We start from the raw sequence: 14592 nt of genomic DNA on the forward strand, positions 1-14592 counted from the left end.
CAGGTATTCGTTTCCCAATTTTGTACACTCGCCTAAAGGTATATCAGGAAATTAAATATTCCATCGTATATGCTGGAAAACCATGCATATCTCACACTCACACCTAAGATCCCGGAACTGGCACACAAATTGCATATGATTTTGTATAAGAAATTTTAGATACATTCCGTCCCTGCCTGAAAGGCTTTTTCACTGGAGGGGCGGCGGGTTTACGGGAGGCGGTATGAATGTGCTTGTGGTGGATGACTCAACCATCATGCAAAAAAAGATTTCTCGAATTTTCAACGAACACCCTGAAGTACAGAAGGTAACGACTGCGGGAAATGGCACACAGGCTATTGAATGCTTTCGAAGCGGAGCTCCCCATATCGTTACCCTTGATATTACCATGCCTGAAATGGATGGTCTGAGTTGTCTTCGATGGATGATGGCGGAAAACCCGGACTGCATAATTTTTATCATTACTGCACTGAACGATGTCGAAACCGGTCTGAGAGCTTTAAAACTAGGTGCCAGAGGATACATCAAGAAACCGTTTAAGAGCAGTGATCTTCTGGGAGAAATTCAACGCTTGGTGGTGCCGGCCTGAAAGGCAGTTTCTTCATGGGATTGCGTTCAGTAAAGGAGATGAGGGGAAGATGGATGTAAATGAAATGAAAGCCTTTATTCGTGTAATAACAGAGTATTTTGAGCAGGTAAGTGGTGAAAGTGCGCAAATGGGAGTGCCCTATGTGAGGGTCTCCAATGAGGCAACACTCTCATATACTGCCATCATTGCGGTTTCAGGGTCAAAACGGGGCGGCATTTTTTTCACATCGGGCCTTGATATGCTCAGGGATCTGGCGGATGAAATTTTGGGGGATCAAGTGGGCGATGACGAGCTTGGAGATCTTGCCGGGGAGGTCACAAATACGATTTCCGGCAACCTGCGCAGAACTTTCGGGAGTGAATATATTATCTCAGTGCCGGTTGTGATGAGAAATTCCATGGAAAGTATCCGCCACCATCTAACACACCCGGTAATAATGATTCCTATTGAATGGCGAAGCAACCAGGCTCTTCTGGCAATTGGATTGGAATAGGGGAAGACATTGACAACTGAAATGATCGACATTTTATGGGTGCTCTTTGCATCTCTCTTGGTATTTATTATGCAGGCTGGTTTTGCAATGGTGGAATCGGGTATGACCCGATCGAAAAATTCCATCAACGTTGCAATCAAGAATCTGACCGATTTAGGTGTTTCATTCCTTGCATTCTGGTTATTCGGATTTGCCCTGCTGTTCGGAGCAAGTGAAAACGGGTTTGCAGGATCTACAGGATATTTTCTGAATCTCTCTATTCAGGAAAATCCCGTGTGGACCGGGGTGTTTTTCCTTTTTCAATCCATGTTTTGTTCCACTGCTGCAACTATCGTCTCCGGCGCAGTAGCAGAGAGAATGAAGTATGCCTCTTATATTATTTCAACAATTCTCTTGGCTGCTTTGATCTATCCGATTTTTGGTCATTGGAGCTGGGGCAGCTTGTGGCAGGGAAACAGTCAGGGTTGGCTTGAAGCAATGGGATTTGTGGATTTTGCCGGGAGTACCGTTGTGCACAGTGTGGGAGGATGGATCGCCCTTGCCGCATTGCTCATTTTAGGACCCAGAAAAGGAAGATTTTCCGAACCGGGAGAGATGGTTACAAAAAAATCCGCCGACCAAAATATTCCAGCAAGTAATATACCCATGGTGGTGCTTGGAGTAATTCTGCTCTGGTTCGGTTGGTTCGGATTTAACGGCGGGTCAACGCTTGCTCTCACGGAAAACGTACCTTCAATCCTGGTGAATACCGCACTATCGGCGTCGGCGGGCATGGTTGGAGCCCTGCTTCTGGGGTGGCCGTTTTTTCGCAGGCCGGATGTAAATTTGGTGCTCAATGGAGCCTTGGCAGGCTTGGTGGCAATCACTGCAAATGCCCATGCCGTCGGTGAACTTCAGGCGGTAGTTATCGGTCTTATTGGAGGTGCAATCATGTTCGGGAGCAGCCGTCTCCTTGAATTTTATCGAATTGATGATGCGGTTGGTGCAATACCTGTACATTTGTTTGCAGGAATTTGGGGTACACTTGCGGTGGCATTATTCGGTGATCCCGAAATTCTGGGAACGGGATTGCCTTTTTGGGAGCAGCTTCTTGTACAGGCTCTGGGTATCGGTGCTTCCGCAGCATGGAGTTTTGTTACGGCAGTTGTTCTTTTATGGATCATAAACAGGATATGGCCTTTGAGAGTTCCTGCGGAACATGAACAGGCGGGATTGAATATTTCAGAGCATGGGGCTTCAACAGAAATTCACGATTTTTTTCGAGTTCTTGAAAACCAGGCCATTACCGGAGATATGAGTCTGCGGGCACCCGTTGAACCCTTTACCGAAGTTGGTCAAATTGCCCATAGGTATAATTCTGTGCTTGATAAGCTGGAAAACAGCACCATGGCACGGGATGAGTTTATTCAGTTCCTCAGCAATATCAATGACGGTATTCTGGTGGTGGACAGGGAGGGCCGCATTGCTCCGTATTACTCTCTGGCTGCTGAAAAAATATTGAAAACCTATCGGCTTGAAGGGAGAAACATTGAAGATATCTTTTCACAAATTCTGCCGAAAGATGTGATGAAGCAATTCAGCGATTTCTTCGAATTGCTTTTCCAGGATCATATCGATATTGCCACACTGATGAAAATGAATCCAATGAGTAAGGTGGAGACGTTCTTTGATAATGGAAACGGCAGCATAGTTTCCAAATTTCTTACTGTTTCATTTATTCACTTGCGGCAGCATGATCAGGATCCTCAGCGGATAATGCTGGTAATCTCCGATACCACTGAAGAAGAGGAACTGAGCAGAGCCATGCAGGCTTCAAGAAAGGAATATGAAAGCAATATGGAACTCTTTTATAAGCTGATTCATGTGGATCCGGACATCCTGATGGAGTTTATCAATTCAAGTGAAGAGCACCTTCTGAGCATCAATGATATATTGAAAAATGATCAACCGCTGGATACCCGGCTTCATAAAATTTTCAATCTTACTCACAGTATCAAAGGTGATGCACAAACCATAGGGCTTGATATTGTTGCCGATGAAGCCCATCGTCTTGAAGATGCAATGACTGAAATGAAAAAGGTCGCCAGGCTGAAGAATTCTGATTTCCTTGAATTGGCAGTGGGAATCAGCCGCTTGAAAAAGCTCATTGTTCAATGCAGAGAACTGGTACGGCGGTTGCAAAACTTCCAAACCGGATATCTGCGTCTGAACGAATCTGCCCCGAACAATCAGACTGAGCATTGGTTGGGCAAGAAGCTGTATGCTCTGGTTCATCATCTTTCAAGTGATTCAGGACTGGATGTGAATCTCAATACAGCAGACTTCCACATAGAGGATATTCCGGAAGATATGGAAACGCATGTGAAGGATATTCTTATCCAGCTCATCAGAAACAGCTTCGCTCACGGATTCGAGAGTGCAGATGATCGACGAAATCAGGGTAAACCCGGCACCGGAAGCATTAATATGTTTTCTTCCCTTCAGGATGGTGAACTTCAGATCGGTTACCGGGATGACGGTCGTGGGATTGACTTCAGCGCATTGAGTGAAGCCCTCTGGAAAAACGGAATTCTCAGCCGGAAAAAAGCTGATTCAATGGATCAACGGGAATTGGTGAATTATCTTTTTACGCCTGGTGTGAGCACGAGTACTGACAGCTCTCAAACAGGAGGCAGGGGAGTCGGTCTCAGTCGGGTACAGGAAATCCTCAAGGGAATACGGGGCCGGCTACGGGTGAAAAGCAGGAAAAGTGAGTTCTGCGAGTTTATTATCCGACTGCCGGTCAGTACCAGGGATTCGGGACGTGAAACAACCGGGCAACCGCAGCTTATACGGTAAACTGCCGCACCTCTGAAGCAATCCGTGATATCTGGTCCGAGAGCTTCACAATGCTGTCATTCAGGTTGGTCACGGATGTGCTGATTTCACTGCCTCCCTGGGAAATCTCCCGGATGGCGTCGGAAACAGTGGAAGATATTTCGCCGTTCTGGTCATTTACCGAGTTCAAATCTTTCACTGCATCATCAATTCGGGTGCTGCTCTGATTCACCTCGGCAATGGCGTCCCGGATTGAGATAATTGCATTGGTGATTTCCTGCATTCCCATGGATAGTTCGGTGACGGTTGAGCGAATCTCCTCATAGGATTGCACCACCGCATTCGTTGACTCATCAACTTTGTCAAAAACACCGATTGTTCCCTGAAATGCCTCGGATATGTGATGAATTTGACTCACACTCTGCTGCAGAGAATCGTGAATGGTTTTGGAATTTGCGGAAGCGCTTTCGGCGAGCTTTCTGATCTCATCGGCCACAACTGCAAAGCCACGACCCTGCTCACCGGCATGGGCGGCTTCAATGGCGGCATTCATGGCCAGAAGATTGGTTTGTGAAGCTATGTTGCTGATCACCTCAGCGGCTGAAATCATGGTATCAGTCTGCTGGGAAAGGGTGTGGATAAGCTGACTAACCGAATCGATATCGTTTCGGGTGCGGCCCACCACCTGGGTAAGCTCCCTGCTTTGCTCGACCCGCTCTTCAACCATGGAATTGATGCTTCCCGCCTGTGCGTTCATCTGCTCCACGGATGCTGAGGTTTCTTCAATGGCCGAAACCTGTGCGCTAACCTGGTTTCTCAGGCCTTCCAGAGAAGAGCTGATTTCCTTGATAACCCCTGCAGTACGGGTAATATTCCCGGATAAATTCCCCATGGTTTCCCGTACCGAATGAATGTTCGCGGAAATCTGGGTGACAGATGTTGAACTTTCCTGAGAACCTGAAACAATTTCCTGGTTCTCTGTTTCCATTTTGAGGGTTCCCACCTGGACCACCTCAATAATCTGTCTGAGTTTCCCTACGAACGTGTTGAAAGATCCTGCCAATGCGCCAGTTTCATCCCGGCTCTCGATCTGTATTTGACGTGTGAGATTCGCATCTCCCGAGGCGATTTCTTCCAGCTGGAGCTGAATTTGTTTGATAGGTTTAATAATATTCCGCACAAGCAGCCACACCACCAGGCCGGATATGATAATTCCCAGTATAGTGGCGAACACCGTGACCCGCAGGCTCTCTGTCAGGAAAAACGATACGCTTTGGTCCGGAACCAGTGAGAACAGATAGTAATCAGAATCAAGAATCTGGTTGGTGCTGGCCAGCATCAGTTCATTGCCGACCTCGGTTTCAATGTAGGTTTCCGTCTCCAGTCTTGTAAGTGCCTCAGCGGGGATCAGCTCGGTGAGATTTGAGCCGGTGAGCCCGCTGTCGCTTGAAATAAGAATTTTCCCCCGGGAATCCGCCAGGGTAATAACGGTGTTACCGTTCTCACTGGTGTACTCAGAGAACTCCTGTGCCAGGCCGGAGACATCCAGTCCAACACCGCCTACTCCGATAATCTGTGAGTTCATCCTGATGGGAACATTAATAAACAACGAGGTGGACTGCAGGTTTTCATTGTAATCCAGGTTCAGCAAGTACTGCTCGCTGCTTTCAAGAATGTCGAAAAACCAGCTGTCATCCGGGTTGTTTTCATCCACAACGGTGAGAAGCCGCTTTCCGTCCGCCCAGTAATTACCGCTGTCCCGGCTAACCAGGAATGTGGTGAAGTAATCGAAACTGGTGGTGAGCATATCAAGATGTTCCAGGGCAAGATCCTGCAGCTGAGCATCCTCTTCACCCGTGCTGATCCATTCCCGAATCATCGGATTTTCGGTGATATTTCTGCTGCTTTCAATGGCGCGGGAAACGCGGACTTCCACTGGAGCCGCGAGAGTTCCGCTGATATTCGTGATGTACTCAGGTTTAATCTGACTGTTGAAAATCTGAGCGGTAAATAGATAGCCGCCGAATCCTGCACCGGCTATACCAACCAGCACTACAAGAATGGTCGGAATCAGAATCTTCTGTAAAATACTGCGCTTCATACCAACAATTATGAGACTGCTGTTCGGGAAATGCAAATAACACAGAAAGATCTCCTTCACCTGCATATCATCAAGTATGAAGTATTGAAATAGTGTTAAAAAACGGTTAGAAAGCCTTTAGTTGACGGTTAACTGCAGTGCATTGCAGCACATAGAAATGCCTTTGCCCCGGGGAAAGGCGGATTTGGAGAACTGAATGGATGAGTTGAATTTAGTGGCGGAAAACGTCCCTCTTTTTACACAGATTTGGAACGGATTCACCCAGTTGCTGAACATTGTCGGCGGACTGGGGGTGTTTATTTTTGGGATGAAGATCCTCAGTGACGGTCTGCAGAAGGCTGCAGGCCGGCGCATGCAGAACATTCTGGATAACATGACCGGTAAACCGGTTTCCGCCATCTCCACCGGTCTGGTGCTGACCAGCATTATGCAAAGTTCCTCTGCCACCACAGTGATGGTAGTCTCGGTTGTAAACGCAGGTCTCTTGAGCCTTGCCGGAGCCGCCGGGGTGATAATGGGCGCAAATATCGGAACCACCCTTACGGCATGGATTGTCTCATCCATAGGTTTTAAAATCAGTGTTGCATCTTTTGCCCTCCCGGTAATAGCGGTGGGATTGCCCTTGTTAATCAGCAACCGGTTTAAAAACAAAGGGGTTGCCGAGGCACTTGTGGGATTCGGCATACTGTTTATCGGTCTGGGTTTTTTGAAAGAGTATATGGCCACCGACGAAATGAAGGAATTTATCCGCGGATTTATCCAGCTGATACAAGTGGATACATATATCCTGAAGTTTCCCGTTTTTGTGCTCCTGGGTACTCTGCTTACCGTTCTGGTTCAGTCTTCGTCTGCTGCCATGACCATTACCCTGACCCTCATGAGCATCGGCGCGCTTACCTTTGAACAGGGAGCGCTGATTGTACTTGGTGAAAATATCGGCACCACCATCACAGCATATCTTGCCAGTCTCGGGGCGAATATCAATGCAAAGAAAGCATCCCGGGTACATTTGATCTTCAACCTCGCAGGAGTTACCTGGATGTTTGCCGCCTTCTACGGTTTCACCTGGATTGTGACAGCCATTATTCCCGATGGAACGGTCCTCTTCGGAAATGCGGATTCAGCCCTTTTTCAGCTGGCCCTCTTTCACAGCTTGTTTAACGTGACCAACACCCTCATTCTTATGTGGTTCATTCCCCAGATTGTATATCTTGCAGGACGCATGGTGGGCAAAGGCGGAGAAAGTGCCGACTCGCTGAAATTCCTCTCCCACGGGTATCAGGAAGTCAGCGACGCTCTCATATTTGAAGCAAAGCGCTATCTGGAAAAGCTGAGTGGAACTGTGAAACGGATGACTCTGCGCTTTGTGGAATTGCTGGATGACGGAAAGCCTGATGTGAAAGAATACATGAGTCTCCAGCAGCAGGATGAGGATGAGACTGATGAGCTTGAAGAAGAGCTTTCCAGGTTTCTTTCAGATCTGTCGGAAAAAGAGCTTTCGATTGATCATCATCAACAGCTTAATGAAATGATACGGGTGGTGGCTGAACTGGAACGAATCGGTGATGAAGCCCTTTCGCTTATCGGGTTATGGAAAAAGCTTGCCAAGCGCAGCATCATCCTTGAATCTGATCAGAAAAAAGAGCTTGGGTCCTATTTTCATACCGTAATGGAGCTGATGAACCTCGTTTTTGACACGGTGATTTACCGGAAACAGGAATGGTCTCAAGAGCATTTTTCCGAGGTCCGCCAGCGCTGTGAAAAACAGCAGAAAAAGATTGAAAAGGGAATCAGAAAACGATTGAAATCAGGAGCCCATGTCCGGCTGGAGCTGGTATATCTGGATATCACTCACACCCTGGCAAGCATTAAGACTCAGTTGAATGAAATTCTTCATGGAGGTCTTGAAGAGTATGGTACCCCAGAGTAGGCCGCAGTGAGTAGACCCCAGTGAGGAAAACGCCGCCCGGTGAAGCCCCGGCGGCAGATTCCAGGATAGTTCTCCGGTATTTATTCGCCGTCCTTCACAAGCCATATCAGCAGTGCAAGGGCACACAGGTTCGCTGCAGCGGAGACGGGACCGATTCCCCATAATCCGAAGCGAAGGTACATTGCCGGACCTGTTGATGCGGCAATAGTCGACCCCAGAAGTCCGCCTGCAACGCCCAGAGCAAGCACCCGGCCTCTTCCCTCAGGATACTGTTCGCTTAAGAGGGGAAAGTTGCTCACAGTGGTAAACTCAAAAAAGAACCGCGGAATAATCAGTCCCGCAAGGGCGGGGATGAGAGAAATATTCAATATCGGAAGCAATATGAACCCCAGACTCATTCCCATGGTTCCGTACATGAGGCTCCTGCGCTTGCCAATCCTGTCTCCGGCTGTACTCACCAGAATACTTCCTGCCCAGTCGGCAATCCCCAGCATGAGCGCAACCTGTCCAAGCCGGGAGGGGGTGAGAGAATACTCGGTTTCCAGAAAAATTCCGTGGGATATCATCAGATGAAACAGAGCGAAAAAATTGAAAAAGTTCACTCCGATTGCAGCCCAGGCTGACCGGCGATTGGGGCCTAAATGCAAGAAGGCCCGGATGCGTTCCATTCGGCTGGGTTTCACCGGCTGGACTGAATTCTCTCCGGCCTTTGCCGTCTGAACGGCATCTTCCTCCTCCCGGCCGTGCCGGGAAGGTAGGACAAACATGCATACGGCGGATATCAGCATTCCCCCTGCAAGAATGTAGAGGGGCAGCTTCCATCCGCTTTTCTCGATAAGGACCCCGATTACCGACAGGCCGAATATGCCCGCCAGAGCCCATGAATACTCCAGAATCCCAAGGTATCTGGATCGTTTATGGTAGGGGAGGAGTGCGCTCAGGTAGGAATGGGCGTTTGGAGCAAAGCCTCCCTGTCCGGCTCCCCACAGCAGCATGGCCAGTACAAGCCAAAAGAGATTGCCCGCCGCAGCGAACAGCAGAATTCCCGATGCGATTAGCAGCAGATTCACCTGCATAATTCGACGGTACCCGTATCGGTCGGCCAGTCCCCCGATAATAGGTGCAACGAGCCCGGACAGGTTGCGTACGCTTACCAGACGGCCCATGGTCAGCCCGGTGAGACCCGCACCGGATGCGTACACCAGCAGGTATGGGTTGAATAACTGCGTGGCGGTATCCACGAAGAACTTGGCCAGAACGGCGATTGCAAGCATTGCACCCACCTGAACAGGTGCCTGTGCTGATGAGTTTTCTAACTGATGTGATTTTTCCCGCATCCCCGGAGCATACACGAAAGCATGCCCGGGCAGGAAGCCGTCTGCCCCATGAAAATTCTCCCGGCGATTACCAATCACAAAATTCCTATCACAAAATACCTATCGCAAAAGCTGATATCATTATTGGTTCCGGGATGCCGAAAATACTACCATTGATGATGTGTACAATTCCCAGGCTTTACAAAATACTGTTCTGTGTCCTGATGAGTGTCCTGGCCTCTCCGGAAAATCTCATCGCCGACACAATTCCCCTGTCCCTCACCGGCGCCATATATCCCTCTCCGGACCCGTTTACTCTGGATGCCCGGGCAGCCCAGCTGTGTATCAATCTGCTGAGGCAGGAAATGTTTCTGTTGGGAACCAGCGATTCTTCATCTCCGGGAGTTGCCAGGGAGGATTCGCCGGAAGGATTACCAGAAAGATCATCGGAGATTCCCCGGTCCGGATCCCAAAAGCAGATAAACCGGGTCCGGAGGGTTTGGGCACGGCTGGTGGAAGTTGACCGGGAAATGCCTCCGGGACACCGGAGACGCTACATTATCGAAGTGAACGGTGAACCGTTGGATATGTCCAGCCACTTCATAGAATGGAACGGAAGCATGGTAAATCTCCAGCTGCTTTTCACATACCGTAACCAGTACCCTCCACGGGGGCTGAATTACCGTGCTGATAAATGATTGGGATTACATCAGTACTTCCAAAGCTTGAGTATGCCGCCGGGCATGGGGATAAACCCTTCATTGACCATCTGTTTGCCGAGTTCACTGGACTGGGCGGGACCGTCATCAATCCGGTGGATGGTAATTCCCTTCCGGGCAACCGGGAGCTTGATCAGGTGATTCCGGAAGAAGCTGATGATGATGCTTTGCAGCGTTTCCATGCTGCAGATTCTCTCCGTCTGTTCTCCGTCTGATATATCTGAATGCGTTTCAATAGAAGTCTCAGCCGGATACAGCCGAATCTCTTTTCCGTTGCCCTGGATCTCTGCGAGTTTGAAAGAGTTTTCATTCACTGAAAGAAAGATCAGAAAATTGTGGACACTGCGACGTTCGTCAATCAATTCCGGAAACAGACAGGGATCTGCGGCATTCAGCCAGTACCAGCCTCTCTGTTTGGTCGGGCTATCTGTCTCTGATTGCTGACCTGGACGGTAATTTTTCCGGGAAACCAGTTCATTCATGGCGAACTGGATTCCCCTTCGCTGATCGCACAGCTTACCGCCGATAATTTCCCCGGAAAGCTCCATGAGACGCAGAGCAGGCAGTAACTCTTTCCAGGAGAATGGCCTTCCTTCGTCCTCAAGGGTTCTGCGGTCAACGATTCCATGTCGCAGAAAGAGACGGTACACCCTGTTTTTCAGTGCTTCAAGCTTACTTCCCGGATCTTCCGATGGCTGGGGCGAGCCGGTGAAGGTTTGATTCAGGGAAACCGGAAAGAACATTCCCGACAGTTCCCGACTCCCGGCAGGGGAGTTTCGGCGAGATACGGGGCAACGACACTGGCTCCGGGATTGCCGCCCCGCATTGCTGTTTCCCACAGCCGTAAAGCCGCTGAGCGCTTGGAGCTGATGCCCTCAGACAGGTCCTGCTGATAGTCATTTTCGTTTGTCGGGCTGCTGCCCGGCGTTTTTTCCCGGGGTGAGGAAAGTTTTTCTGCGGCAGTACCCATGGCCTGAAAAGAATCGTTCATGAGATATCCCTGCCGGAGTAATTCCCAGGTTTGGCCGGCAGTCAATTCTGAAACCGCCGCTGGGGCTGCTGCTTGTTCATCTCCAACCCGGGGAAAATAATCAGAAGAATCTTCCCTGGATGCGAAACACAGTGTTTGCGGCCCGGTACAGGTCCAGACCATGTCACGTTGCCTGAACACTCCTTCTCCAAGCGCAGGGGATACTGTAGCCAGCCGGGCTTCAAAAAGCCCTCTGCGCAGCAGCCCGGCGTTCAGCTCCCGACCGGAAAGGGATTCAAACAGTCGTGTATAGCCTTCTTCATCGGCGGCAGGAAGATGTGGGAGGGAATCAGAGGGCAGGGGAGACACATGAATACCCTGAAGTTTTCTGTTGACCTCCTGTAATTCCGTGAGCGTCAAAGCTGCGCTGTACTGACGCATATTCCTGCGCCGCATCCGCAGAAGACGCTCCAGGGTTTCCCGAAGGCAGATACTCCGGCTGCCCGGTTCACCGCTTTCAAGTTCCAGAACCTCATCGTAATCTATGATCCCGGTGAGTATGTCCTCCCCCCAAAGACTCATAAATTTCTCATGGGCAACAGGCCCCTGCCACCCCAGCCATTCCAGCGCCAGCTTCTCCCGGGAAACAGGAGAACAGCTGCTGTGCAACCAGATGGGGCCAGCCTGGGTATCCCGGAAAAAGCCTTCCCGGGAAAGAAACCGGAAGAGTTCCGCAGATAGATTTGAATGATCTGAACGGATGGGTGCAGCAGCAGGCTCGTCTCCATCCTGTTCATCCTTGTGTTCCAGTGCCTGTTTGAGCTCGCTGAGCTCTTCCTCTGAAATAATCCGTCGATCGCTGAGATAGAGCTGCAGCTCCTCAGTATTGCCCGGGGCGTATTCGGGGATGAGTCTGCGCATTTTATCCAGATATTCCCTGAGTATCTCCTGCGGGATTTCCGGGAGAGGTTCGGCGGATTGAATAAGAGTTCTCAGCCACCACAGGCCCTTCCCTGTGGACTCTCCCGAAGGCAGTTCCATGCTGTCATCCGCATAGAGATATTCATTGTTCAGCTGCCACATAATGTCTGAACTGAAGGGTCCGGGGTGCCCTGTGACGATACGGGAAATTTCCGTCTCCCCCGATTCGATTCTGTCCAGATGCTCCTTCAATTCTTTCAGGGCAAAATCGTGATCGAACAGCTCTCGCCAGGTTTCATTGGTGATGGGAAACTCTTTCATGCCGTACACCCGTTCAAGAAGCTGCTTGCTGCGCATTCGCTGCAGCCACAAGGGCGTCCGCTGAGAGAATCCCTGCCGGAGTATCAGAAGAGCTCGGGCGGCATTCACCCGGAACCGTGCTCCGAATACGCCGCTGCCCGGGAGAGATTCAGCCAGAAGAGTATCCACTGAATCTGAAGTCAGGCCGGAGAGGGGGGCATAGCTCCGATATTCTCTGGGAACTGAAAGGATAACTCCATCATCATTATATATCCCGGTAAGGGCAATCCCGTAACGCCTGGCAAATCTGCGCTGAATGCACATCAGCAGAGGAGCATTCACCCGTCCGCCCTGAAGATTATGAATCACCAGATGGATCAGATCCGGGGTGAGAGATGGATCATCCAGTTCCTCAATGACAATCCGCTCCCGGCCCGGGAGGGTATCCCGTGTTTCCGATAATGTGCGCTGGCCATCCACCCACCGGATCAGTTCCTGTGCAGCCCTCTCGTCCATGGAGACCTGGTCCGGTAAATTGAGCATCTGTGCCGCAGGGGCATCTGATTCCCGGGAAGATTTCAGTACCTCTTCCAGACGGTTCAGCTCCTGGGCAATCTGTTCCGCCATGAGCGGATCCATGCCCAGGGTATCGGCCCGCCAGAAAGGAGCAAGCATGGCGCTGCGTGTGGTGGGGGAAACCTTCACGCTTCGATTGTCCATTTCATCGATTTTCCAGACGCGGTTTCCCAGGGTGAAGCGGTCCCCAAGACTCCGCTCGAAAACAAACTCCTCGTCCAGTTCGCCGATCTTTTCATCGCTCCCGCTGATGCGCAGCTCGAAGTACCCCCTGTCGGGAATGGTTCCTCCGCTGCTGTATATCAGATACCGTAACCCCTCCCGGCTCTCCAGACGGGATCCCGATGCGGGGGAATCCGGAGCCGCAGGGGAATCGGGGAGAGATATGGTCAGGCGGGGTTTCAGCTCCCGGATTCTGGTGGACTCAAAGCGGCCGGCCAGCATCTCAATTACGTTCCGGAAAAATTCCTCCCCCAGGTTTCGATAGGGGTAGCTGCGCCGAATCAGTGAATACAGGTCATTATATACAATGCTTCTTCCGGCGGTTTCGGAGATTATCATTTGAGCCAGAATGTCCAGGCAGTTCTCAGGTATGATCACCTCCTCGATGATTCCCCGGCACACCGCTCTTGATATGCCGACGGCGGAAAGAATTTCCCGGGGATGGAGAGGCACAAACACTGCGCTGGATACCCCGTCAAGCCGGTGGTTGGATCGGCCAATGCGCTGCACGGCGGAACTCAGGCTGAAGGGAGCCTGGAGAAGGATGACCCGATCCACGTCACCCACATCAATGCCCAGTTCCAGGGTTGATGTGGCGGCAACCGCCCTCAGGCGGCCTTCCTTCAGTTCCTGTTCCACCCAGTAGCGGTATTCCCTGCTCAATGACCCGTGGTGTGCGAAAACGATGGTTTCATCAAAGTACTCATTCAGAAGCATTGACGCTTTTTCCGCCGCCCTCCGGCTGTTGCAGAAAATGATGCTGCTGCGGTGATTTTTGATTTCATCGGCAATAACCGGAATCTGTCGGTCCCACCAGCTGCTATCTGTTCCCTCTCCCAGTTTGATTTCCAGCTGATATTTCCTGGGCATGGGATCTTCGATAACAGATACCCGCCGGGGAGATGAGGAGCTTTCGTATCCTCCGAGAAACGAGGCAACCTTCTCAACTGGCCGCACGGTGGCTGATATGCCAAGGCGCTGGATGTTGCTTCCGGTTTTCAATGCTTCCAGCCGTTCAAGGTTCAGCATGAGGAGGGTTCCCCGTTTGGATCCGGCGATGACATGAATTTCATCGAGGATCACCAGGCTTATATCCTCCAGCATCATCCGACCGTTCCCTGAAGTGAGCATGATGTTGAGTGTTTCCGGTGTTGTCACAAAAATATCCGGCGGATACTTCAGCAGCCTTGAGCGCTCCGCCGGAGAACTGTCACCCGAGCGAATTCCGGTGCGGATATGGGGGATCTCTGTATTGCTTGCCTCTGCAAGTTCCTTGATTTCCCGGAGAGTAGTATCCAGGTTTCTCAGGATGTCATTATTCAGCGCTTTCATGGGAGATATGTACAGCACCTTTCCCCGGAAACTGCCCTGAATGAGCGCATTGATTGCCCACAGGAAGGCGGACAAGGTCTTGCCGCTTCCGGTGGGGGCAGAGATCAGCAAGTGTTCCCCTGCGGCGGTGCGTCTCCAGGCTTCTGCCTGTATTTCTGTGGGCGCATCAAAGCGGGAATCAAACCAACTGCGTATCAGCGGATGAAACTGAGAAAAAGCCTGGGACACGGATTATCTCCTCTCTATGCGGGCCGCACACCCGGTGGGCTGAATCAGACGATTGCAGAAGCGGCAGCTTTGATTGTA

Annotated in this window: 9 protein-coding genes; 5 read left to right on the top strand and 4 right to left on the bottom strand. The window is 50.6% G+C overall.

The window, feature by feature from the left end; genetic code table 11:
• The first annotated feature begins 223 nt into the window (after positions 1 to 223).
• The 3 genes from L21SP2_RS07415 to amt are packed head-to-tail and all read left to right on the top strand — an operon-like array spanning position 224 to position 3920.
• Complete coding sequence (locus L21SP2_RS07415) at positions 224 to 589, top strand: response regulator transcription factor (RefSeq protein ID WP_024267887.1); 366 nt, start codon at positions 224 to 226, stop codon at positions 587 to 589.
• Between the two features lie 49 nt (positions 590 to 638).
• The gene (locus L21SP2_RS07420) at positions 639 to 1082 is read left to right on the top strand and encodes a chemotaxis protein CheX (RefSeq protein WP_024267888.1); all 444 of its coding nucleotides are present in this window, start codon (positions 639 to 641) and stop codon (positions 1080 to 1082) included.
• Positions 1083 to 1091: 9 nt separating this feature from the next.
• Entirely contained in the window at positions 1092 to 3920 is a 2829-nt protein-coding gene (amt, locus tag L21SP2_RS07425; RefSeq protein WP_024267889.1) for an ammonium transporter, read from the top strand.
• Here the strand turns inward: amt and L21SP2_RS07430 are convergent.
• Complete coding sequence (locus L21SP2_RS07430; RefSeq protein ID WP_169730442.1) at positions 3910 to 6000, bottom strand: methyl-accepting chemotaxis protein; 2091 nt, start codon at positions 5998 to 6000, stop codon at positions 3910 to 3912. The two genes, amt and L21SP2_RS07430, sit on opposite strands and share 11 nt — an antisense overlap.
• Positions 6001 to 6196: 196 nt before the next feature.
• On the opposite strand from L21SP2_RS07430, the gene L21SP2_RS07435 reads away from it, so the two are divergent.
• Positions 6197 to 7930, top strand: coding sequence for a Na/Pi cotransporter family protein (locus L21SP2_RS07435; protein ID WP_024267891.1), 1734 nt, complete (start codon positions 6197 to 6199; stop codon positions 7928 to 7930).
• 80 nt (positions 7931 to 8010) lie between these two features.
• Here L21SP2_RS07435 and L21SP2_RS07440 read toward each other — a convergent pair whose 3' ends face one another.
• Positions 8011 to 9204 carry an MFS transporter gene (locus tag L21SP2_RS07440; protein WP_024267892.1) on the bottom strand — a complete coding sequence of 398 codons (1194 nt, stop codon included), beginning with the start codon at positions 9202 to 9204 and terminating at the stop codon, positions 8011 to 8013.
• Between the two features lie 266 nt (positions 9205 to 9470).
• On the opposite strand from L21SP2_RS07440, the gene L21SP2_RS07445 reads away from it, so the two are divergent.
• Positions 9471 to 9944, top strand: coding sequence for a hypothetical protein (locus L21SP2_RS07445; protein ID WP_024267893.1), 474 nt, complete (start codon positions 9471 to 9473; stop codon positions 9942 to 9944).
• Between the two features lie 11 nt (positions 9945 to 9955).
• Here L21SP2_RS07445 and L21SP2_RS07450 read toward each other — a convergent pair whose 3' ends face one another.
• Together L21SP2_RS07450 and L21SP2_RS07455 are read right to left on the bottom strand one after the other, a co-directional pair.
• Entirely contained in the window at positions 9956 to 10708 is a 753-nt protein-coding gene (locus L21SP2_RS07450) for an Lhr family helicase (protein WP_041401329.1), read from the bottom strand.
• Entirely contained in the window at positions 10687 to 14514 is a 3828-nt protein-coding gene (locus L21SP2_RS07455) for a DEAD/DEAH box helicase (RefSeq protein ID WP_053335625.1), read from the bottom strand. The genes L21SP2_RS07450 and L21SP2_RS07455 overlap by 22 nt, the downstream gene beginning before the upstream one ends.
• Positions 14515 to 14592 lie beyond the last annotated feature (78 nt).

This window comes from Salinispira pacifica (assembly GCF_000507245.1).
In the GTDB taxonomy this organism is placed as follows: domain Bacteria; phylum Spirochaetota; class Spirochaetia; order DSM-27196; family Salinispiraceae; genus Salinispira; species Salinispira pacifica.